The sequence below is a fragment of the Bradyrhizobium sp. B025 genome (assembly GCF_042257955.1).
Lineage (GTDB): Bacteria > Pseudomonadota > Alphaproteobacteria > Rhizobiales > Xanthobacteraceae > Bradyrhizobium > Bradyrhizobium diazoefficiens.
Genome location: NZ_CP170150.1, coordinates 5,579,528 through 5,601,076, shown reverse-complemented (window position 1 = coordinate 5,601,076; position 21,549 = coordinate 5,579,528). Strand labels below are relative to the sequence as shown.

The 21,549-nt window shown below is 64.4% G+C and carries 23 protein-coding genes; 13 read left to right on the top strand and 10 right to left on the bottom strand.

Annotation, left to right across the window (positions count from 1 at the left end):
• The first annotated feature begins 155 nt into the window (after positions 1–155).
• The 3 genes from ACE10W_RS26295 to flaF all read left to right on the top strand — a co-directional run bounded on the left by ACE10W_RS26295 (position 156) and on the right by flaF (position 5,601).
• A complete protein-coding gene (locus tag ACE10W_RS26295) occupies positions 156–2,429 on the top strand; it encodes a DUF1522 domain-containing protein (RefSeq protein WP_110116628.1) in 2,274 nt (757 codons plus the stop codon).
• Positions 2,430–2,646: 217 nt separating this feature from the next.
• Positions 2,647–4,938 carry a DUF1522 domain-containing protein gene (locus ACE10W_RS26290; protein ID WP_011088584.1) on the top strand — a complete coding sequence of 764 codons (2,292 nt, stop codon included), beginning with the start codon at positions 2,647–2,649 and terminating at the stop codon, positions 4,936–4,938.
• Positions 4,939–5,232: 294 nt separating this feature from the next.
• Positions 5,233–5,601 carry a flagellar biosynthesis regulator FlaF gene (gene flaF, locus ACE10W_RS26285; protein WP_008554779.1) on the top strand — a complete coding sequence of 123 codons (369 nt, stop codon included), beginning with the start codon at positions 5,233–5,235 and terminating at the stop codon, positions 5,599–5,601.
• A 205-nt stretch (positions 5,602–5,806) separates the two neighbouring features.
• On the opposite strand, the gene ACE10W_RS26280 is transcribed toward flaF, so the two are convergent.
• The 4 genes from ACE10W_RS26280 to ACE10W_RS26265 all read right to left on the bottom strand — a co-directional run bounded on the left by ACE10W_RS26280 (position 5,807) and on the right by ACE10W_RS26265 (position 8,326).
• Positions 5,807–6,166, bottom strand: coding sequence for a hypothetical protein (locus ACE10W_RS26280; protein ID WP_011088583.1), 360 nt, complete (start codon positions 6,164–6,166; stop codon positions 5,807–5,809).
• Positions 6,167–6,324: 158 nt separating this feature from the next.
• A complete protein-coding gene (locus ACE10W_RS26275; RefSeq protein ID WP_011088582.1) occupies positions 6,325–6,822 on the bottom strand; it encodes a hypothetical protein in 498 nt (165 codons plus the stop codon).
• Positions 6,823–6,833: 11 nt separating this feature from the next.
• Positions 6,834–7,202 (bottom strand): flagellar assembly peptidoglycan hydrolase FlgJ, encoded by a 369-nt coding sequence (flgJ, locus tag ACE10W_RS26270; RefSeq protein ID WP_038967161.1) that lies wholly within the window; start codon positions 7,200–7,202, stop codon positions 6,834–6,836.
• The gene (locus tag ACE10W_RS26265; protein WP_028173283.1) at positions 7,202–8,326 is read right to left on the bottom strand and encodes a flagellar basal body P-ring protein FlgI; all 1,125 of its coding nucleotides are present in this window, start codon (positions 8,324–8,326) and stop codon (positions 7,202–7,204) included. Before ACE10W_RS26265 ends, flgJ begins: the two co-directional genes overlap by 1 nt.
• 269 nt (positions 8,327–8,595) lie before the next feature.
• On the opposite strand from ACE10W_RS26265, the gene ACE10W_RS26260 reads away from it, so the two are divergent.
• Positions 8,596–9,009, top strand: a complete 414-nt coding sequence (locus ACE10W_RS26260) for a flagellar assembly protein FliX (RefSeq protein ID WP_092191940.1) — start codon at positions 8,596–8,598, stop codon at positions 9,007–9,009.
• Between the two features lie 157 nt (positions 9,010–9,166).
• Here the strand turns inward: ACE10W_RS26260 and ACE10W_RS26255 are convergent, their stop codons facing one another.
• Positions 9,167–9,538, bottom strand: coding sequence for a helix-turn-helix domain-containing protein (locus tag ACE10W_RS26255; protein ID WP_028173285.1), 372 nt, complete (start codon positions 9,536–9,538; stop codon positions 9,167–9,169).
• A gap of 149 nt (positions 9,539–9,687) precedes the next feature.
• Here ACE10W_RS26255 and ACE10W_RS26250 point away from each other — a divergent pair, with 149 nt between their 5' ends.
• Together ACE10W_RS26250 and dksA are read left to right on the top strand one after the other, a co-directional pair.
• Positions 9,688–10,299: an NAD(P)-dependent oxidoreductase gene (locus tag ACE10W_RS26250; RefSeq protein ID WP_375762058.1), complete on the top strand. Its 612-nt coding sequence runs from the start codon at positions 9,688–9,690 to the stop codon at positions 10,297–10,299.
• 215 nt (positions 10,300–10,514) lie between these two features.
• The gene (dksA, locus tag ACE10W_RS26245; protein WP_008554760.1) at positions 10,515–10,880 is read left to right on the top strand and encodes an RNA polymerase-binding protein DksA; all 366 of its coding nucleotides are present in this window, start codon (positions 10,515–10,517) and stop codon (positions 10,878–10,880) included.
• Between the two features lie 280 nt (positions 10,881–11,160).
• Here dksA and ACE10W_RS26240 read toward each other — a convergent pair whose 3' ends face one another.
• The gene (locus ACE10W_RS26240; protein ID WP_304547691.1) at positions 11,161–11,559 is read right to left on the bottom strand and encodes a helix-turn-helix domain-containing protein; all 399 of its coding nucleotides are present in this window, start codon (positions 11,557–11,559) and stop codon (positions 11,161–11,163) included.
• A gap of 96 nt (positions 11,560–11,655) precedes the next feature.
• Between ACE10W_RS26240 and ACE10W_RS26235 the strand changes: the two genes are divergently transcribed.
• Together ACE10W_RS26235 and ACE10W_RS26230 are read left to right on the top strand one after the other, a co-directional pair.
• Positions 11,656–12,684: an SDR family oxidoreductase gene (locus ACE10W_RS26235; protein WP_370204534.1), complete on the top strand. Its 1,029-nt coding sequence runs from the start codon at positions 11,656–11,658 to the stop codon at positions 12,682–12,684.
• A 108-nt stretch (positions 12,685–12,792) separates the two neighbouring features.
• The gene (locus tag ACE10W_RS26230) at positions 12,793–13,572 is read left to right on the top strand and encodes a 2-keto-4-pentenoate hydratase (RefSeq protein WP_161534330.1); all 780 of its coding nucleotides are present in this window, start codon (positions 12,793–12,795) and stop codon (positions 13,570–13,572) included.
• A gap of 275 nt (positions 13,573–13,847) precedes the next feature.
• On the opposite strand, the gene flgH is transcribed toward ACE10W_RS26230, so the two are convergent.
• Genes flgH through flgF form a run of 4 tightly spaced genes read right to left on the bottom strand, consistent with a single transcriptional unit; the run spans position 13,848 to position 17,335 of the window.
• The gene (gene flgH, locus ACE10W_RS26225; RefSeq protein WP_011088573.1) at positions 13,848–14,612 is read right to left on the bottom strand and encodes a flagellar basal body L-ring protein FlgH; all 765 of its coding nucleotides are present in this window, start codon (positions 14,610–14,612) and stop codon (positions 13,848–13,850) included.
• A 3-nt stretch (positions 14,613–14,615) separates the two neighbouring features.
• Positions 14,616–15,758 (bottom strand): flagellar basal body P-ring formation chaperone FlgA, encoded by a 1,143-nt coding sequence (flgA, locus tag ACE10W_RS26220; RefSeq protein WP_028173290.1) that lies wholly within the window; start codon positions 15,756–15,758, stop codon positions 14,616–14,618.
• A gap of 10 nt (positions 15,759–15,768) precedes the next feature.
• Positions 15,769–16,557: a flagellar basal-body rod protein FlgG gene (flgG, locus tag ACE10W_RS26215; RefSeq protein ID WP_011088571.1), complete on the bottom strand. Its 789-nt coding sequence runs from the start codon at positions 16,555–16,557 to the stop codon at positions 15,769–15,771.
• A 16-nt stretch (positions 16,558–16,573) separates the two neighbouring features.
• The gene (gene flgF / locus ACE10W_RS26210) at positions 16,574–17,335 is read right to left on the bottom strand and encodes a flagellar basal-body rod protein FlgF (RefSeq protein WP_011088570.1); all 762 of its coding nucleotides are present in this window, start codon (positions 17,333–17,335) and stop codon (positions 16,574–16,576) included.
• Positions 17,336–17,720: 385 nt separating this feature from the next.
• Here flgF and fliL point away from each other — a divergent pair, with 385 nt between their 5' ends.
• The 5 genes from fliL to ACE10W_RS26185 all read left to right on the top strand — a co-directional run bounded on the left by fliL (position 17,721) and on the right by ACE10W_RS26185 (position 21,531).
• The gene (fliL, locus tag ACE10W_RS26205) at positions 17,721–18,221 is read left to right on the top strand and encodes a flagellar basal body-associated protein FliL (RefSeq protein WP_011088569.1); all 501 of its coding nucleotides are present in this window, start codon (positions 17,721–17,723) and stop codon (positions 18,219–18,221) included.
• 29 nt (positions 18,222–18,250) lie between these two features.
• Complete coding sequence (fliM, locus tag ACE10W_RS26200; RefSeq protein WP_011088568.1) at positions 18,251–19,453, top strand: flagellar motor switch protein FliM; 1,203 nt, start codon at positions 18,251–18,253, stop codon at positions 19,451–19,453.
• Positions 19,450–19,896: a DUF6468 domain-containing protein gene (locus ACE10W_RS26195; protein WP_060908203.1), complete on the top strand. Its 447-nt coding sequence runs from the start codon at positions 19,450–19,452 to the stop codon at positions 19,894–19,896. Before fliM ends, ACE10W_RS26195 begins: the two co-directional genes overlap by 4 nt.
• A gap of 10 nt (positions 19,897–19,906) precedes the next feature.
• The gene (locus tag ACE10W_RS26190; RefSeq protein WP_011088566.1) at positions 19,907–20,668 is read left to right on the top strand and encodes a MotE family protein; all 762 of its coding nucleotides are present in this window, start codon (positions 19,907–19,909) and stop codon (positions 20,666–20,668) included.
• A 662-nt stretch (positions 20,669–21,330) separates the two neighbouring features.
• The gene (locus ACE10W_RS26185; protein ID WP_039185590.1) at positions 21,331–21,531 is read left to right on the top strand and encodes a hypothetical protein; all 201 of its coding nucleotides are present in this window, start codon (positions 21,331–21,333) and stop codon (positions 21,529–21,531) included.
• Positions 21,532–21,549: the final 18 nt, after the last annotated feature.

The window sequence follows — 21,549 nt, the reverse complement described above, 5'->3', positions numbered from 1 at the left end:
ATCTCACTCTGAGCTTCCCACCCTCCTATGGTGAACCGGCGCTTATGCAGGCGATGTTCGTTTCACCCTTTGTTAGCCATGTCACGGCACGCTGGCCCCGTCACTCGATCCAGAAGCGATCGAACGAAGACGCGTAAGCCAGAAGGGTAAGAGTCATGTCCGGTATTGTTCTCTCTGCGTCGGTTCGTCAGAACCTCCTGTCTCTCCAGTCCACCGCTGATCTTCTCGCCACCACACAGAACCGTCTGTCGACCGGCAAGAGCGTCAACTCGGCCCTGGACAATCCCACCAACTTCTTCACCGCGCAGTCGCTCGACAACCGCGCCAGCGACATCAACAACCTGCTTGATGGCATTGCCAACGGCGTGCAGGTGCTGCAGGCGGCCAACACCGGCCTGACCTCGCTGCAGAAGCTGATCGACTCCGCGAAGTCGATCGCCAATCAGGCGCTGCAGACCACCGTCGGCTACTCCACCAAGTCCAACGTCTCCACCACGATCGCGGGTGCGACGGCGGCCGATTTGCGCGGCACGACGAGCTTCGCCAGCGCGACGGCGAGCAGTAACGTGCTGTACAACGGCACGGCCGGCGGCACCACCGCGGCAGGTTCGTCCGCCACTCTCGGTGCGAGCCAGGGCTCGTTCGCGGGCACCGGGGGTCTTGCGGCTGACGGTACGACCGGCATCTCGTCGGCCACCACGCTGCTCGGCACCACCGCCAGCGGCAAGCTGACCACCGCTCCCAGCGACGGCGACACGTTGACGGTGAACGGCAAGACCATCACCTTCCGCACCGGCACTGCGCCGGCTTCAAGCGCCGTTCCGACCGGTTCGGGCGTCAGCGGTCATCTCGTCACCGACGGCAGCGGCAACACCACGATCTATCTCGGTGACACCGCCACGACTTCGACGCTGGCGACCGTGGGCGACATTCTGGCCGCGGTCGACCTCGCCAGCGGTGTCAAGACCGCGACGATCTCCGCCGGTGCTGCGACCATCGGTGCCGCCTCCGGCGCATCGCCGTCGACTGCCGCTGCGGGCGTCGTGACGCTCAAGAGCTCGGTCGGTGCCGATCTGTCCGTGACGGGCAAAGCCGACTTCCTGTTTGAGCTCGGTCTGACGGGGGCGACGGGTGGTGGCAATGCCACCGTGACTGCGACCCGCACGACCAGTGCCTCCTCACTCGGCTCGCTGCTGCAAGATGGCTCGTCGCTGAATGTCGATGGCCACGTCATCACCTTCAAGAACGCGCCGGTCCCTGGCTCGAGCAACGCCCCCGCAGTTCCGAGCGGCTTCGGTGTCAGCGGCAATGTCCTGACCGACGGCAACGGCAACTCGACGGTCTATCTGCAGACCGGAACCATTGCCGACGTGCTGAAAGCGATCGACTTTGCCACCGGCGTGCAGACCTTCTCGCTGAACGGCAGCGGTGGCGGCACGCTCGCGACCGCGGTCGGGCAGGCTGCATCGACGATCAATACGTCTGGTCAGCTCAAGCTCTCGACCGGCATCAATGCCGACCTGTCGATCACCGGCACCGGCAATGCGCTGAACGTGCTCGGCCTCGCCGGCAACACCGGGACTGCGACCGCGTTCTCGGCGGCGCGCACCTCCGGGATCGGCGGCATCGCCGGCAAGACCTTGACCTTCACCTCCTTCAACGGCGGCACGGCGGTCAACGTCACCTTCGGCGACGGCACCAACGGTACGGTCAAGACGCTCGATCAGCTCAACACCAAGCTTCAGGCCAATAACCTGGCAGCGACGATCGACGCCAACGGCCTGCTGACCATCACGGCCTCCAACGACTACGCATCCTCGACGCTCGGCTCGACGACCGCCGGCGGAGCGATCGGCGGCACGCTGACGTCGGCACTGACGTTCTCGACGGCTTCCAACCCCGTCCAGGATGGCGTTGCGCAGACGGCCCGTGCCAACCTGGTGTCTCAGTACAACAACATCCTGAACCAGATCGACACGACCTCGCAGGACTCCTCGTTCAACGGTGTCAACCTGCTCAATGGCGATCAGCTCAAGCTGGTGTTCGACGAGACCGGCAAGTCGAGCCTGAACATCACCGGCGTGACCTACAACTCCAAGGGTCTGGGCCTCGCCGCGCTGACCGTCGGCGTCGACTTCATCGACAACGCCGCAGCCAACAAGGTGCTGACCAATTTGAACGCCGCGTCGAGCACGCTGCGCTCGGAGGCGTCCAGCCTCGGCTCGAACCTCTCGGTGGTGCAGATCCGTCAGGACTTCAACAAGAACCTGATCAACGTGCTGCAGACCGGCTCGTCCAACCTGACGCTGGCAGACACCAACGTCGAGGCGGCCAACAGCCAGGCGCTCTCGACCCGCCAGTCGATCGCGGTCTCCGCGCTGTCGCTCGCCAACCAGTCGCAGCAGAGCGTGCTCCAGCTGCTCCGCTAACAAGTATTTGAAATAACTGAGTAAAATCTGGCGGCGGGACACTTGGCCCCGCCGCTTTTTTGCGTCCGGAGGCGGGCAGGGGCGTTCATTCGCCATTAACCCTATCGCTTAAACCGGCGTTAACCATACTTTAAAGGACACCTCCTAAAACTGGACCAAAGCCCGCTTTCGAGACCGCGCGGCCGATTCGTATCCGGTTCAAGAGGAAGACTCGCCAATGTCCAACATCGTTCTCTCGGCGTCAGTTCGCCAGAACCTGTTGTCGCTGCAGTCGACGGCCGACTTGCTGGCCACGACGCAGGAGCGGCTGTCAACCGGCAAGAAGGTCAACACGGCGCTCGACAATCCCACCAACTTCTTCACCGCGCAGGGGTTGGACAACCGGGCGAGCGACATCAGCAACCTGCTCGACGGCATCAACAACGGTGTGCAGGTGCTCCAGGCCGCCAACACCGGCATCACCTCGCTGCAAAAGTTGATCGACAGCGCGAAATCGATCGCCAACCAGGCGCTGCAGACCACGGTCGGTTACTCCACCAAGTCGAACGTCTCCACCACGATTCCCGGTGCGACACCCGCCGATCTGCGCGGAACGACCTCCTACGCGAGCGCAACCGCCAACAGCAACGTGCTCTATACCGGTGCAGCCGGTGGCGTGACCCCGGTGACGGGGACTGCCGCGCTCGGCGCCTCACTGGGTTCGAACGCGGGCTCGGCGGTCGGTTTTGCCGCGACCGCCGCCGACGGCACCACCGTACTGTCAGGTACCGCCACGCTGCTCGGCACCACGGCATCCACCACCTTCGGCGCGCCCCCCGCGGACGGCGACACCATCACGGTGAACGGCAAGACCATCACCTTCCGCACCGGTATCCCGCCGACGACGCAGCCGACCGGCTGGGGTCTCGACGCCAGTGGACACATCGCCACCGACGGCAATGGCAACTCGATCGTCTATGAGGGAACCGCGGTTGCGCCCAGGGCGACCGTCAACGACGTCCTCAGCGCGATTGACCTCGCCAGCGGCGTCAAGACCGCAACGATCAGCGCAGGCGCGGCGGCCATCGCTGTCAGCGGTTCGACCGGTCCCATCGGTACGCTTCAGGTGGCATCGTCCATCTCGGGCGGCGGCCAGGTCACGCTGAAGAGCTCGACCGGCGCCGATCTGAGCGTGACCGGCAAGGCTGATTTCCTCAATAAGCTCGGTCTGACCACGGCGACCGGCGCAGGCAATGCGAACGTGACCGCGAACCGGTCGACGACCGCGGGCTCGCTCGGCACCCTGGTCCAGGACGGCTCGACGCTGAACATCGATGGTCACACCATCACCTTCAAGAACGCCCAGACGCCACAGTCGGCGGCCAGCGTGACCTCGGGTGGCGTCAACGGCAACATCGTCACGGACGGCAACGGCAACTCGACCGTCTATATCCAGAGCGCGACGCTCACCGACCTGCTCAACTCGATCGACCTTGCCACCGGCGTCAAGACCGCCAGCATCTTCAACGGCGCGGCGTCGCTGACGACCACTGCGGGCCAGATCCCGTCGTCCGTCAACAGCAGCGGCCAACTTGCGCTCTCCACCGGCATCAACGCCGACTTGTCGATCACCGGCACCGGCAACGCGCTCCACGCGTTCGGCCTCAGCGGCAACACGGGAACGGCGACCGCCTTCACCGCGGCGCGCACCTCCGGTGTTGGCGGTGTCAGCGGCAAGACCCTGACCTTTACCTCCTTCAACGGCGGCACGCCGGTGAACGTCACCTTCGGCGACGGCACCAACGGCACCGTCAAGACGCTCGACCAGCTCAACGCGCAGCTTCAGGCGAACCATTTGACGGCGACGATCGACGCCAATGGCTTGCTGACGGTGACCACCGTCAATGAATATGCCTCCTCGACGCTCGGTTCGACAACTGCGGGCGGCACGGTCGGCGGCACGATCACCGGCATTCTGGCCTTCACCACCGCGCAGCCGCCGGTCCAGGATCCCGTCGCGCAGACGGCGCGCTCGAACCTGGTCAACCAGTTCAACAACATTCTGGCGCAGATCGACACGACGTCGCAGGACTCCTCGTTCAACGGCGTCAACCTGCTCAACGGCGACACGCTGAAGCTCGTCTTCAACGAAACCGGCAGCTCCACGCTCGGCATCAACGGCGTGGTGTTCAACGCGGCAGGTCTTGGCCTCAGCAACCTCGTCAACGGCGTCGACTTCATCGATAACGGCGCCACCAACAAGGTGCTGACCAGCCTGAACGCGGCCTCGAGCACGCTGCGCTCGGAAGGTTCGGCGCTCGGTTCGAACCTCTCGATCGTGCAGGTGCGTCAGGACTTCTCCAAGAACCTGATCAACGTGCTGCAGACCGGCTCATCGAACCTGACGCTCGCCGACACCAATGAGGAAGCGGCCAACAGCCAGGCGCTGTCGACCCGCCAGTCGATCGCGGTCTCCGCGCTGTCGCTCGCCAACCAGTCGCAGCAGAGCGTGCTGCAGCTGCTCCGCTAATTTCGCAGCGCAAGACCGCTACTCGAGATATCGCGGCGGGGCTAACGCTCCGCCGTTCTTTTTACGGAGATCGCTAAGGCAGGATTAGCTGAGATTGATGCCCATCACGCGAAGCAAGTTTACAGCGTGTGTGCGTGCATCTAGCTTTGCGCTGACGAAGAAACTCCGCGACCCGTAATTATCCGGAGTGCTTCCAAGCGCACACGTAAGCAAATCTTAAGCGGTGCTGCCTAGGGTTGGGAAAGAAATCCTTAAGCGCGTTCAACGGGCTAGGTAACCTCCAGGGTGTGATTGATGTCGAATTCCGCTGCCTCGGCTTACGCGCGTGTTGCAACGACCACCGCGTCTCCTCGCGACATCGAGGCGCAGACCCTGCTCAAGGCCGCCAACAAGCTCCAGGATGCGGTGAACAACGCTGATCCGCTCAGCGAGCAGACCATGCAGGCGCTGATGTTCAACCGCAAGCTCTGGACGATCTTCCTGAGCGAGGCGATGCGCGACAACAATCCGCAGCCGATTGACGTTCGCCAGAAGATCGCCAACATCAGCGTGTTCGTGCTGAGCCAGACCGCGGCGCTGCAGATGAGCCCGCAGTTCGATCACTTCCGCCCGCTGATCGAGATCAATCGCAATATCGCTGCCGGTCTGTCCGGACGGCCGTGATGGAGGCCCGTCGTGGCCGACATCATGAGCATTTTGTCGACCGCGTATAAGCCGAACGTTCTTTCCAGACGGCTCGTTCCGTTTCGGGAATAGCAAGTTCACGCTGACTGACGCGCGCAAGGCCCAGATCAAGAACGTCGTCACTGATCCTGCGACGGACTCGACTTATCTCGAGACCGCGGTTGCCACGCTCGATACCTGAGCGTCAGGCGCTGACATCCGTATTGAGCGGACGCGAGGGTTTGGACTTCAGATCCTCTGCATGGAAATAAGCTCGCCGGCGCAGCATCGCTTCGTCGGGGAACTGATTGACCACGGCGTCGGTCCTGTCGTTGACGACCTGGAAGACGAAGGATGCGGCGGCCTGGTCGAACACCACCTGCCGCGAGATGTTCTCGCTGTTCGGCAAATCATTGCGCACGGGCGCGCTCGTATCGCTCGCGGCGACCGTCTGGCTCACCGGCAAATCGGTTTGCACGGCCTCGTTCGCCGCCGCATTCGACGTCGTTATGATCTGCGCGGGGGCCGGTATCCCCACCGGCCTGATGCTGAAATCTGTACTCATGGCAGCCTCCTGGTTGCCTCGTCCGAGTCAAATCCCAACCCCTCTCAATGCGCAACCATGGAACACCAGGATTGAAGACCCGGTAAGGAAACGTGACTAACCGCGCGACGATATCGCCGCGCGGTTTTTCGTAAAATTGTCGCTTGTTTTCTGCGCGTTCAGAGCGAGCGGCTGACGGTGAGCGGGGTGATGTGGCGCGGGCCCGGAGTGGCGCGGCGTCCCGCGGCCGTATAGGTGTTCGGCACGTTGCGCTTCTGGATCTCGGCATTGACGCCGCGCACGACGCTCTCGGAGACCGCGTGCGCGGTCGCGAGCACGGTGAGATTGACCTGGAGCATCGCGCGGAACGCATCGTGATGCCGATGCAGCGTCGAAAGCAGCTCGGGCGCCGATTTCGCGAGCTGGGCCTGGTTGGCCTTCAACTGGCTGACGGCGCCGACATAGTTTCGCGACAGCTCCTGTTTTCTGCTCTCGAGCATCATCGCTTCGCGGACGTTGCCGGCGCGAACGAGTTCGGTCTCACGCTCGATCAGTCCGAGCAGGGCGCTCATCGCATCCATCAGGTCTTCGGCGAGCTTGCGCGCCTGGGCGTTGCCGGGCGCGGTGTTCGGGCGCTGCGCTTGCATCGGCTGACGTGAGGCGGTGAACTGGTTCATCTCGTTTGACCTTATGCCGTGCGGACGGTTTTCGCCTGCTGCATGATGAGAGTGCGGTAGACCTCGGTGGCGACGCCGACGCCGCCGGCCTTGGCGAAGTTCTTGGAATACTGCTCGGTCAGCATCGAGCGCCATACGCCGGTGCCCGTTGTGTCGCCGAACGGGCCTTCGCCCTTCAGGCCCGAGGTCATCTGCGAGAACATGCTGTTGAGGAACATCGCCTCGAAATCAGTGGCGGTCTTCTGCGCCTTGGCCTGCTGCTGCGGCGAGACCTTTTGCAGCGCGGCGGCGAGCTCGAAGTCGGGCCGGCCGTTGCGGCTTTCCACCGAGAAGGCCGAGGAGGCGGCGGCGCGCGGGGTGTTGATCATGCTCGTCTGCATCACATCACCTCGATATCGGCTTCGATCGCGCCGGCGGCCTTGATCGCCTGGAGGATGCTGATCATGTCGCGGGGGCCGATGCCGAGGCCGTTGAGGCCGTCGACGAGCTGCTGGAGCGAGACGCCATCCTTGACGAGTGCCAACTTCCTGCCGTCCTCGGTGACGCTGACGCTGCTGCGCGGCGCGACCACGGTCCGCCCTCGGGACAGCGGATTGGGCTGGCTCACCTGCGGGCTTTCGGAGATCGTGACGGTGAGGTTGCCTTGTGCCACCGCGACGGTGGCGACGCGAACGTCGCGGCCCATCACGATGATGCCGCTGCGCTCGTCGATGACGATCTTGGCGGCGAGATCGGGGTCGACCTGGAGCTGCTCGATCTCGGTGAGGAAGGCGACGACGTTGCCCTTGAACTCCGGCGGAATCGAAAGCTGCACCGTCGATGGATCGATCGGCTCGGCGGTCTTGACGCCGAGATAGTCGTTGACAGCCGCCGCGATGCGCTTTGCGGTGGTGAAGTCGGCATTGCGGAGCGCCAGGCGCACGTTCGGCAGCCGGTTGAGCGCGAACTCGATCTCGCGCTCGATGATGGCGCCGTTGGCGATGCGCCCCACGGTCGGAACGCCGCGCACGATCTTCGCCGCTTCGCCCTCGGCCTGGAAGCCGGAGATCGCGAGCGAACCCTGCGCGACCGCATAGACGTTGCCGTCGGCGCCGAGGAGGGGCGTGACGAGCAGGGTGCCGCCCTGGAGGTTCTTGGCATCGCCGAGCGCGGAAACGGTGACGTCCATGCGCGTGCCTTGGGTGGCGAAGGCCGGCAGATTGCCTGTCACCATCACGGCGGCGACGTTGCCGGTGCGGATGGTGGCGCCGCGGATGTTGACGCCCATGCGCTCGAGCATCGCTTGCAGCGACTGCTTGGTGAAGGGGATGTTGTTGAGCGTGTCGCCGGTGCCGTTGAGGCCTACGACGAGGCCGTAGCCGATCAGCTGGTTCTGCCGCACGCCCTCGATATTGGCGAGGTCCTTGATGCGCGAGGTCGCGCTTGCGGACGTGACCGACAGCGCCAGCGCTGACAGCGCGGCGCAGGCCACCCCAACAATCCTCACCCAACGAACGCCTGGCATCCTCTGCTCCCCGAGGCTCCTCAAATCTCGGACCATCCTCGACACTCCCATGACGAGCTGGTCCGACGCTTTCCTTGCGAGTGCTGTGCCAACGCGGGGCAGTGGGGGTAGGTCGTTGAATAGGTTGAATAAATCTGTTTCGACCGGTGTCAGCGGGCGTTGTCCCTGAGGAGCGAAACTGCCGCCCGTCGGCAGATTTTGCCGGGCTGTTTACGCGCCGTTAACCATAAAACAGCGAAGGTGAGGCATCGATCACCCGGATTGCTGCGATGCGCATCTACGGACCGAACGGCACCACGCTTGGAACGCCGGCCAGCCAGGCCAGGCGGACGGGCTCCGGCACCTTCGTCTTGCCCGACACCTCGTCGGCGCAGGAGACGCGAGCGGCTGCGGCGCCGAAAGCAGCGGCCAACATCGATGCCCTGCTCGCGTTGCAAGGCATCGAGGAGGATCCGGTCGAGCGCCGCAAGCGCTCGGTCGCGCGCGGCAAGACCGCGCTCGACGTGCTCGACGATCTCAAGATGGGCCTCTTGTCCGGCAATCTCGACGCGTCCACCGTGATGCGGCTGCGCGACGCTGCGGCGAACCTGAAATCGTCCTCGGGCGATCCCGGTCTCGATTCCGTGCTGTCCGAGATCGAGCTGCGCGTCGAGGTCGAGCTGGCGAAGGCGGGACAGGCGTAGTCGGGCAGGCTGTCGTCGCCCGGCTTGACCGGGCGACCCAGTATTCCAGAGACAGTAGTTTTGAATCGAGACGCCGCGGCGTACTGGATGCCCCGGTCAAGCCGGGGCATGACAGCGAAATTTCGTGTGAGCGCGCCGCGTACGTTTGAGAAAGGGCTTACGCCGCCTCCTCCTCCTTCTGCGCGTCGTAGCGGCGCTGGGCGGCGAGCACGTCCTTCAGATTCTGCTCGGCCCAATCGCGCAACGGATCGACGGCCGCGGCGAGTGTCAGCCCGAGCTGCGTGATCGAATATTCCACCGTCACCGGTACGGTCGCGATGGCGCGGCGCTTGATCAGGCCGTCGCGTTCGAGCGATTTGAGAACCTGGCTCAGCATCTTCTGCGAAATGCCTTCAATCGTGCGACGCAACTGATTGAAGCGCATCGGCTCCTCGCGCAGCAGCAGGAGGATCAGCACCGCCCATTTGTCGCCGACGCGATCGAGAATCTGGCGCGTGGGGCAGTTCGCTGCATAGACGTCGGGCTTCATCTTCGGGTCCTCGATCCATTGAAGTCGCTTGCCGGCTCGCTTGCCGGTTACTCCTGCGTAATCAGGTGAGCACAAAGTGCTCTCTTAACACCAGCTTTCTTTGAGATATCTAGTCGCTGCTAGTTACCACAGAAGCAAAGGAGCCTTCCATGAAAATCGCAGTCGCCGGCGCCTCGGGCCGGGCCGGGTCGGAGATCACCAAGGAACTGTCCCGCCGCGGCCATAGCGTCACGGCCATCGCCCGGAACCCCGAGAAGATCGCGGCCCTGCCGAACGTCACATCCACCAAGGGAGATGTGCTCGACCAGGCGGGTCTCGCCAGGCTGTGGGCCGGGCACGACGTCGCCGTGAGTTCCGTGCACTTCCTGGCCAGCGACGCGCTCAAGCTGATCGGGGCAGCCAAGGACTCCAAGGTCGGCCGCTACCTCGTCGTTGGCGGGGCTGGCAGCCTGGAGGTTGCACCAGGCGTGAAGCTGGTCACAACTCCCGGTTTTCCGGCCCAATACAGGGCCGAGGCGGAGGCTGGCTCCGCCTTTCTCGACCTGCTGCGGCGGGAAAAGGAACTGAACTGGACCTTCATCTCGCCATCGGCGCTGTTCGTCGAGGGCGAGCGCACGGCCAAGTTCCGGCTCGGGACCGATCAGCTTCTCGCAGATGCGAACGGCAAGAGCTGGATCAGCTTCGCCGACTACGCCATTGCGCTTGCCGACGAGGTCGAGCGACCGGCCCATTTGAGGCAGCGTTTCACGGTCGGATACTAGGTCTTCGGCCGCTCCCGGGCCCTTGCGGATAAACCTTCCTGTGCAAGGGCTTGGGGGCGCCGGCTGGGCGATCAGGGAAATATTGTCTGTCACAGGAGGCCGCTATATAACGCCCCGCTCAACGGACCCCGTTCCGTTTGCGAGTCGTTGCTTAGACAGATAGGCCGCCCTTGGAAAAGTTGAAAAACTACCGACCGACCGAAAAAGAGCCTTTCATGAACGACCGGCAGAAGGAGTACTTCCGGTTGAAGCTCCTTGCCTGGAAGGATGAGATCCTCAAAGAGTCCAAGCTCACCCTGCAAGCCCTGCAGGAGGAGAACGTGAACCACCCCGATCTCGCCGATCGGGCATCGTCCGAAACCGACCGCGCCATCGAACTCCGCGCCCGCGACCGCCAGCGCAAGTTGATCGCCAAGATCGACGCCGCGCTTCAGCGTATCGAGGACAACACCTACGGTTATTGCGAGGACACCGGCGAGCCGATCTCGTTGAAACGGCTCGAGGCCCGGCCCATCGCAACACTCTCGGTGGAAGCGCAGGAGCGCCACGAGAAACGCGAGAAGGTCTATCGCGACGAATAGAGTCAGAGCCGCAGCGATGCGGCTCTTTGTTTTTGGACGCAAGGCGCCATTTCGCGCCGCGGTCAGGATATTGCCCGTCGCTTGCCGTCGCGCTTCAACGCGCGACCGCAATCGCGAAAAATGAATCGCGATCAATGAGCTAGAGTCACATCCTCCGAGCTCACGTGAGTTCGGATGAGAAACAGCGTTCACTTCAGGTGCGGGAGATTTTGCGAGTCGCATCAACGGGATCGACTCGAACGCTGAGACACCAATCCAGCTGCATCAAGCATCGCTGCAATCAGGCCTGGTGCGACGCCACGAGGCGCGCGGCCCCATAAAGCCTGGACCAGCTCAATATTTCCTTAAACGCCGGCAACAGGCCGTAGGCCGCATCCGTCAGCTCGTACTCGACCCTCAAGGGCTTCTCCGCGAAGACGGTTCGCGACACCAGTCCGTCCTGCTCGAGCTCGCGCAGCTGCGTGGTCAGCATGTGCTGGGTGATGCCGCCGATCGATCGCCGTAATGCGCCGAAACGGACCGCGCCGTTCATCAGCGCGAACAGGATCTCCAGCTTCCACTTGCCGCCGATCGCGTGGATGGCCCGCTTGAAGTCGGCGAGCAGGGCAGGGTCGGGGCTGCAATCGCAGTCGCCGTCGCAGGCACTGGTCAGGTTTTCCATACCGGTCTCGAAATCCATTCTACTTGTTCGCAAGCACTTAGTGACCAGATGCCGCCTTGAGCAGGGCCTTGATGGAACCAATTCGCCGGCCCGTGCAACGAGGGGAATTTGGCAATGAGCATTGTTCTGGTCACGGGCGGGTCGGGTTTCGTCGGCATCCACGTCGTCCTGCAACTTCTGGCCGCCGGCCACACGGTGCGGACAACGGTGCGCCGGCCGGAGCGGCAGGCCGACGTGCTGGCCATGCTGCGCGAGGGCGGGGCGGCATCGCCCGAGAGCCTGTCCTTCTTCACCGCCGACCTCGTCCGGGACGAGGGGTGGCGTGAGGCCGTCGCGGGCTGCGACTACGTTCTCCATGTTGCCTCGCCGCTCTCGACCAGTGTTCCCAAGGATGAGGACGAGATGATCATCCCGGCGCGCGACGGCACGCTGCGGGTGCTGCGGGCCGCGCGCGAGGCCGGCGTCAGGCGCGTGGTGATCACCTCGTCGCTGGGTGCGATCGGGTATGGCCACAAGCCGCGGGAAAAACCGTTCGACGAGACCGACTGGACCAATCTCGGAGGTGCCGACGTGCAGGCTTACATCAAATCCAAGACGCTGGCCGAGCGGGCGGCCTGGGATTTCGTGGCGCGCGAAGGCGGCGGGCTCGAGCTCTCGGTCGTGAACCCCGCCGGCATTTTCGGTCCCGTGCTGGGGCCGGATTTCTCCGGCTCGATCGAGATCGTCAAATCGCTGCTCGACGGTGCCATGCCGGCGGTGCCGCGGGTCTATTTCGGCGTGGTCGACGTGCGCGATGTGGCCGACCTTCATCTGCGGGCGATGATCGCGCCTGAGGCGAAAGGCGAGCGCTTCATCGCGGTCTCCGGCGAGGCGATGTCGATCCTTGATATCGCCAGGGTGCTGCGGCGGGAACTCGGACCGAGGGCACGCCGGGTTCCACGGCTCCAGGCGCCGGACTGGCTGGTGCGCCTGGCCGCCAACCGGATTCCGCTGCTGCGTGCGGTCGTGCCGATGCTCGGAAGGGTGCGGCATTCCACCAGCGCCAAGGCTCGGTCGCTGCTCGGCTGGCAGCCGCGCTCCAACGATGAGGCGATCCTCGCGACGGCCGAGAGCCTGATCCGGCTTGGCCTGGTCAGGGCGTGAAGCCGCTGTTTGGCCGACCTTAGGACCGTTCTTTGGGCCGCGCTTGTCAGGCCGCAGCGGGGATGCTGAAGTGCCGCCCTCGAATGCGTAGCGTGGGAGGCGGCGCCGATGGACAACATTCTCGAAGCCGCAAAGGCGATCGCGCTGGCGCGCCGCAACCATGCGCCGCTTGCGGCGCTCGAGTTTCCGCCAGCCGACGAGGCCGAGGGCTACCAGGTCCAGCGTGCGCTGCACGATCTCCTGCTGCCGCATGCCGGGCCGCTCGTCGGCTACAAGATCGGCTGCACCAGCCAGGTGATGCAGGACTATATCGGCATCCCGCATCCCTGCGCCGGCGGCGTGTTCCAGAAGGGCGTGCACGATAGCGGGGTGAAGCTCGCGGCTTCCAAATATGTCCGGGTCGGCGTCGAATGCGAGATCGCGGTGCGGCTGCAGCGTGACCTTGCCGCCGGCGAGGCGCCGTTCACGGCCGAATGGGTCGGCGAGGCCGTCGATGCCTATCATCCCGCGATCGAGATCGTCGACGACCGCTATGTGAAGTGGGAGACGATGGGCGCGCCGACGCTGATCGCCGACGATTTCTTCGCCGCCGGCTGCGTGCTGGGGCCGTCGGTTCCGCGCTCGTCGGTGCCGGACCTGAAGGCGGTCAAAGGCCGCGCCATCGTCAACGGCGAGGAGGTCGGCAACGGCACCGGCGCCGACGTGCTCGGCCACCCCCACAACGCGCTCGCCTGGCTCGCCAACCATCTCGCCGCCGAGGGCAAGGGTCTTCACGCGGGGCAGCTCGTGCTCACCGGCAGCCTGGTGAAGACGCTGTGGCTGAAGGCCGGCGACAAGGTGCGGATGGAGCTGGACGGGCTGGGCGTGGTGGAGGCGGAGTTCAAGTGAGGGGCGCAACCGCGCTTCTCCGTCATTGCGAGGAGCTCTTGCGACGAAGCAATCCAGAATCCTTCCGCGGGCGCATTTCTGGATTGCTTCGCTACGCTCGCAATGACGGAATTTGAGGCAACTGCGCCGCTATAATCGCACGACCGGCCTGGTTGAGTGTGGCGCACCACGCCAAAATACATGCGGCCTCCGGCAGGGGAGCTACCGGAGGCCGCGTAGTACATCGTCGTTCGCGCCTAGGTTCGCGAACACGATGTGGGAGCTCTTAAAGAGGCTTAGAAGGGCAGCAGCACGTCCATGACCTGCTGGCCGTAGCGCGGCTGCTGCACGTCCATGATCTGGCCGCGGCCGCCATAGGCGATGCGGGCCTGCGCGATCTTGCTGGAGTCGATGGTGTTGTCGCTCTGGATGTCTTCGGGGCGGACGATGCCGGCGACCACGAGCTCGCGGATCTCGTAGTTGACCCGGATCTCCTGCTTGCCTTCGACCACGAGGTTGCCGTTCGGCAGCACCTGCGTGACCACCGCGGCGACGTTGGTCTGCAACGCTTCCTGGCGATTGACCGAACCCTTGCCGTCGGCGGAGGATGTCGAGTCGGTGGTGAGAAGGCGGCCGGGCAGGACCTTGAGCGGCTGCGTGACCGTCTGGCTGCCGATAAAGTCGGTAATTCCCGAATCTTCCTTGGCGGTGCGGCTGCGCTGGGTTTCGTTGGCGATGTTGGCCTTGTCGGTGATGTTCACGGTCACGGTGAGCAGGTCGCCGATCTGGTGGGCGCGCTGGTCCTTGAAGAAGGCGCGGCTGCCGCTGCGCCACAGCGAGTTCGGATTGTAGGAGGCGACTTCCGGCTTCGGCATCGGCATCTGCACCGGCTTGTAGCCGGGCTGCGCCGTCGGATTGTCGATCGCGGACAGTTTCGGTTGCTCGCCGATCTGCGACAGGCGGTCGATCGAGGAGCAGCCGCTTGCCAGCGCGCCAATGGCCAGCAGCAGGGCAGAGATCGCGATGCGACGAGGACGGAAAGCCGAACTGAACGGGGACATGACTTACTCTGACTTGGCTGGAGCTTGCGAGACGCGGGCTTGCGGGATCTGGGCTTGTGCGATCTGGGCCGGAGACGTGGGCGCCTGGATCAGGCTTTGGGCGAGCGCTGCGGCCGCAGCCGCAGGGGCAGGCGTTTCGTCACGCTTGAGCGAGGAGGTCTGCTCGACTGCAGGCGCCATCGGCGGCGACTGGCTCGCGCCCTGGACCGTGATCTGGCCGCGGCCGGTGACGACGCCGGTTAGCGTACGCTTGGATTGCAGGTTGAGCACGCTGACGGTGTCACCCTCGGCGCCGCTCTCGATCGCCTTGCCGCGCGTGGTGAGGTAGAGCCCGGGCACCTGGTAGATGATGGTGACGTTCTGGTCGCGCTGCACGAAGTCGGGCTTGACGATGTCCGCGACGCGGATCGGCGTGCCCGCCCGCATCGGCCGGCGCAGCTGCATGCCGATGGTGCGGTCGCGCGAGGCGGCCTCGCCGGTGACCTCGGCCTTGGGCCGGCGCTCCAGCGTGACGTCGGAGGATTTCAGGAGGTCGGCGCGGTCGATGTCGCGCGTCAGCACGGCCACTTCCACGGTCTCGATCGCGGTGCCGGTGAAGCGCAGCTTGGTCGGCGCCGGATTGTTGTCGTTGTTGATCTCGAAGGCGATGTCGAAACGGCCGCCGCGGGCGTCGTAACGCGTCGCGACCGGCTGGAGCGCGCCGGTGTTGGAGGCGTCCAGCCGCATGTCGGCGACGCCGCGGTCGAAGGTGACGGTGATGTTGGCGGCATCGCCAAGGCCGAAGCGGCGCTCGAGCGCGGAAGCCACCGCGTTTTCGAGGTCCTTGTTGGCGAGGGTGCGGGCGAGGCGGGTGACCTGGACTTCCCTGATGTCGCCGGTCATCACGCCGATCACCTGCTTTGCGCGCAACACCGACAGCACATGCGCGACCGGCAGCGCGCCGGTGGTGCCGAGATCGGGCGAGCGGTAGACCGGGATCAGCGCGGCCGAGCCGGCATTGTCGATGAGATCGCCGACCCGCACCACGTCGGAGGTCACGGTGACGCTCGCGCGCAGCGTCGGCGCCGCGATGACGTCGTCGGCGGCCTGCGCCGGCAGCGCCAGCAGCAGGAGAGCGGAGATCGTGGCGAGGGTGGTGCGGATCATCGTCATTGCCTCAGCGGAACAGCGCCGTGGTCGATTGCATCATCTGGTCGGCGGCGCTGATGACCTTGGCGTTCATCTCGTAGGCGCGCTGCGCGGCGATCAGGTCGCTCATCTCCGAGACGACGTCGACATTGGCCTGCTCCAGGCTGCCCTGCGTGATCTTGCCGTAGCCTTCGGTGTTCGCGGTGCCGTCCTGCGGCGGGCCGGAAGAGGGCGTCTCGGTGAACTGATTGTTGCCGACGGGCTGGAGGCCCGCCTTGTTGATGAAGCGGGTCAGGCCGAGCTGGCCCTGAACGGCCGACGTCGAGGAACCCGGCAGCGTCACCGAGACCTGGCCCTGCTCGTTGACGGTGAGGCCGGAGGCGTTGTTCGGGATGGTGATGGTCGGTTGCACCGGGTTGCCCTGCGCGGTGACGACGCGGCCCTGGTTGTCCATCTGGAAGGTGCCGTCGCGGGTGTACTGGAAGGTGCCGTCCGGCATCAGGATCTTGAAGAAGCCTTCGCCCGAGATCGCGAGGTCGAGGTCGTTGCCGGTCTGCGACAGCGTGCCCTGCGTCATGCTGCGCGGCGTGCCGACGGTCTTGACGCCGCCGCCGATGTCGACGCCGACAGGCACGATGGTGCCCTGGTCCGAGGCCTGCGCGCCGACGCGGCGGACGTGCTCGTAGATCAGGTCCTGGAACGCCGCGGTCTGCTTCTTGAAGCCGGTGGTGCGCAGGTTCGCGATGTTGTTGGAGATGACCTGGACGTTGAGTTCCTGGGCCGCCATTCCGGTCGCAGCGGTGTGGAGCGCTTGCATGTCAGTGATCTCCTAATCAGGCCGGAACGTCGGCGAGCTTCTCGATCGCCGATTTGTGGAGGTCGCTCTGCTGCTGGAGCAGATTGGCGATGGCGGTGTAGCTGCGCATGACTTCGACCATGCGGCTCATCTCGCCGACCGAGTTGACGTTCGACTTCTCGATGTAGCCCTGTTGCACGGTGGACTTGGTGTCGACCTGCTGGTTGGCCGAGCCGGCGCTGTAGAGGTTGGCGCCGAGCTTGGTGAGCTTGGCCGGATCGTCGAAGGTCACCATGCGGATCTTGCCGCGGATCGAGTCGGTCTTGGCCGTGCCCTCGAGCACCGTGACGGTGCCGTCGGGGGCGATATTGATGTCGTGGTCGGTCGGCTGGAAGGTGATCGGGCCGGCGGTGCCGAGCACGAGGTTGCCGTCGGAGGTGACGAGCTGGCCGGTGCTGCTGAGCGTGAACTTGCCGTCGCGGGTGTAACGCTCGGCGCCATTGGCCTGCACGGCGAAAAAGGCGTTGCCGTTGATCGCCATGTCGAGCGGGTTGTTGGTCGCCTCCATCGGCCCCTGGCCGACGTCGCGGAAGGTGCCGCGGTCCTGCACATAGGAGACCCGGCGGTCGGAACCGACGAAATTGTCCTCACGCGCGTTCGAGTTGAGAAACTCCTCGAACAGCGAATGGTCGGCCTTGAAGCCGTTGGTGTTGGCATTGGCGACGTTGTTGGCGATGACATCCATCTGCCGTTCCAACGTCATCTGCCGTGACAAGCCGATCAGAAGCGCGTTCTGCATCGGAAGATCTCCCCTGAGTGAGATCTGCCTCCTCGCTCTCCCAAGCGCCTTGGCGGACCCCGTGAACGAGACCGTCAGGTTCTCCCAAACCCCCGGGTCTCGGTCCTTTCTCAGCGAAAGCCGTGCCAACGTAGAAAATTGTTGAATATCAATGTCTTGCTGATTTTTCGAGGGTGCGGGAGGGCGGCAGAAAGGTTCTGTTAGCCATGTTTGCCCGGCAGATTTTTCCTAGTGGCGGCCCAATCGAAAGGTTCCGTTAACCATTATTACCGTAGCGTTTGCGTGCAAGAGGAGCGCATTGCGCTGGGGCATTTGTATCGCGTCATTGTCTGCCAGGGGGCTTCGCTCTTTCGATTCCTATAAGAGATGAGCGAGCCGGGCGACCATGGCAGAGAATGAAGCGGAAGGCGGCGCAGCCACTGAGGGCGCTGAAGCCGCTCCCCCGAAGAACAAGCTCAAGCTCATCATCATGGCCGTCGGTCTGCTCGCCGTCCTCGGCGGCGGCGCGGCGACCTGGTTCTTCTTCTTCCGCCACGGCGACGACGAGCACCATGCCGAGGCGGCGCCTCCGCCGAAGCCGCCGGCCTTCGTCGAGGTGCCCGACATGATGGTCAACCTCGCCGGCGCTCCGGGCGAGCGCGTGCAATATCTGAAGCTGAAGATCGTGCTGGAGCTGAAGGAAGAAAAGCAGATCGAGGCGATCAAGCCGGCGATGCCGCGCGTCACCGACATCTTCCAGACCTATGTGCGCGAGCTGCGCTCCTCCGACCTCAACGGCTCCGCCGGCATCTTCCGCCTCAAGGAAGAGCTGACCAAGCGTGTCAACGCGGCGGTCGCACCGGTCCAGGTCAGCGCGGTGCTGTTCAAGGAAGTCGTGATCCAGTGACGGCTCAGGGAAGGTAATGGGCTAGCGTCATGGCCGGCAACGAGCAGATGGACCAGGATGCGATTGCCGCCCAATGGGAGGCTTCGCTCGATTCCGAGGATCCCGCGGAGGCCGCGAAGGCCGCTGCCGAAAACGAACTCTCCGAGACCATGGCCCTGCAATGGGCGGCCATGGTCGAGGACGGCAGCCGCGACCTCGGCTCCGGCAAGAACTCCGGCGAGCGGGTGCTGTCGCAGGAGGAGATCGACAACCTCCTCGGCTTCACCGTCGGCGACGTCACGCTCGACGACCATTCCGGCATTCGCGCGATCATCGATTCGGCGATGGTCTCCTACGAGCGTCTGCCGATGCTCGAAATCGTCTTCGACCGCCTGGTGCGGCTGTTGACGACGTCTTTGCGCAATTTCACCTCCGACAACGTCGAAGTCTCGCTCGACCGCATCACCTCGGTGCGCTTCGGCGACTACATGAACTCGATCCCGCTGCCGGCCGTGCTCTCGGTGTTCAAGGCCGAGGAGTGGGACAATTTCGGCATGGCGACGGTCGATTCCAACCTGATCTACTCGATGATCGACGTGCTGCTCGGCGGCCGCCGCGGCACCAGCCAGCTCCGCATCGAGGGCCGGCCCTACACCACGATCGAGACCGAGCTGGTCAAGCGGCTGGTCGAGGTGGTGCTGGCCGACGCCGAGCAGGCGTTCCGGCCGCTGTCGCCGGTGACCTTCACGATCGACCGGCTCGAGACCAACCCGCGCTTCGCCGCGATCAGCCGTCCCGCCAACGCCGCGATCCTGGTGCGCCTGCGCATCGACATGGAAGACCGCGGCGGCAATATCGAGCTCTTGCTGCCTTACGCGACCATCGAACCGATCCGGGGCGTCCTGCTCCAGATGTTCATGGGCGAAAAGTTCGGCCGCGACCCGGTCTGGGAAGGCCATTTCGCCACCGAGATCGGCCAGGCCGAGATCTCCGTCGATGCAGTGCTCTACGAGGCCGACATCCCGCTCAAGCAGCTGATGCGGCTGAAGGTCGGCGACACGCTGCCGCTGGACATGCGCGCGGATGCCAATGTCACCGTGCGCTGCGGCGACGTCACAATCACCGAAGGACGCATGGGCCGGGTCGGCGACCGCGTCGCGATCAGGGTGACGAAACCCCTGCGCAAGCCAAGTACGACACTTGCGATGTTCGAGAAGGTGGACGAGCAGAACAAGATGATGGAGGCCCCATGAACCACTCCCTTGGAATGGCGATCGAGACGCTGGTGGCTATCTTGCTGATGCTCACGATCGGCTACTGCATCCTGCTGAACAAGCGGCTGACGCGGCTGAAGGCGGACGAGCATTCGCTGAAGGCGGTCATCGCCGAGCTGATCACCGCGACCGAGATCGCCGAGCGCGCGATCGGCGGGCTGAAGCTCGCCGTGCGCGACGTCAACGAGAACCTCGGCAGCCAGCTCGCGGCGGCGACCCAGATGTCGGACCAGCTCTACAAGCAGCTGGGCGAAGCCGACAACGTGGTGCGGCGCCTGTCCAAGATCGCGATCGCCGCGCGCCCCGTGACCAGTCCGGAGCCGGTTGCCGTGCCGGTGGCCAAGCCCTCGTCGGCGAAGGCGGTGGCGGCTGCGGCCGAAGCCTTCTCCGAGCGCCGACGATCCAACGGCCTTGCCGCATGAAGTCAGGGGTATGAAGTCCTTTCGTAACATCCGCGTCATTCCGGTCGTCCTGGTTGCCGTCGCAGGTCTCGCCACGCTCAAGGTCGCGGGCCTCGTGATCAATGGCGGCTATGTCTTCGACTACCAGCCAAACCAGGCCAAGAAGTCCTGGGCGCAGGAGAATCTGAACTTTCCGACGGGACGGGAGGACCCCGACATCACCGGCTCGACCCATGGCGCGCCGAAGGAGGCGCCGAAGCCGGCCGCGCCCGAGACCAAGGCCGAAGGCACCGTGGTCAAGGTGGAGGAAGCCCAGCCGCAGGTCTCGGCCTCGGAGCGCGCGATCCTGGAGCGGTTGCAGTCGCGCCGCCAGGAGATCGAGGCCCGCCAGCGCGAGATCGACATCCGCGAGAGCCTGCTGAAATCGGCCGAGAAGCGCATCGAGAACAAGGTCGAGGAGATGAAGGCGGTGGAATCCCGCATCTCCGCGACCCAGGCCGAGCAGAAGGCCGCCGAAGCCCAGCGCATGAAGGGCCTCGTCACCATGTATGAGGGCATGAAGCCGAAGGACGCCGCGCGGGTGTTCGACCGCCTCGAGATGGGCGTGCTGATCGAGATCGCCTCGGCCATCGCGCCGCGAAAGATGTCGGACATCCTGGGGCTGATGTCACCGGAGGCCGCCGAGCGGCTGACCGTCGAAATGGCCCGCCGGGCTAATGGCGGCGGCGATCAATCCGCCTCGGCCGGCGACCTGCCCAAGATCGACGGCAAGCCGACGCAAAAGCCGAATTGAGGGCTCGAGAGCCGCGGCGCGTTACGGCAACCTGCGCGCAATCGCGCGGTCGTTCGGCCTGCACGCGGCTAGACGCCTTGCGTGTCTAGCTCGCGAACCGCTGCTGAACCCTGCGACCTGCCAAGCTCAGCGGTTTCTCGACGGGAAGGAGGGTCTCGCAGTGCTGCTTGATCAGCGCAGCCTTCGTCATTCGAGTCACGAGATGAAGGGTGCTGTGGCAGCAGGAGCACTCGTATACCTTCAGTGCATAACCCCGCGCGATTGGAAAGACGGCTACGACCTCTCTTGCCTGGCTACATACAATGCAGTTGGCTTCTTCGCTCATTGATTGCTCCCCCAAAAAGTTGACCAATCGAATTCGCATCGCAATGATCACATCTGATTCAGAGTCGTTGATGGACCGCAACACCCCTGAGGTTGTGCGCGCCTGTTCGGCAACCGAGCACGCAGATCAAACGCGCCGGGGAGTGGGGTGATCGCCGCGAGTTTGACGTCCTTGCCGCACGAGGCACGTCGACTCGCGTTGCGGATGCAGCCGAAGCAAGAGGCATCTTCTGAGGCTGCGATGAGTTGACGCGTACAAATGTGAAGTGGAGTACAGTGGCGCCGCAGAGTTCGTCCTAGGCTCCCGCCATTCGCAATCCGCAGCGCGGGAGGAAGCTATGAACTACTCGTCCGTAGCAGAACGCGCAATCGAAGCCGTCAATCGGCTGCTCATCGCGGCGATGACGTTCGCCTGGACATCCGCGCTAGACCATCAGCATGCATGGCCGCCGCAGGGGGAAGATGGCGACGCTGAAGATGACGCTGGTCTCGAGCGAGAGAACTCCTCCGCGCCGGATTGCGCGGGACCGCAACACTGAAGAGACGGTCGCCTTGTG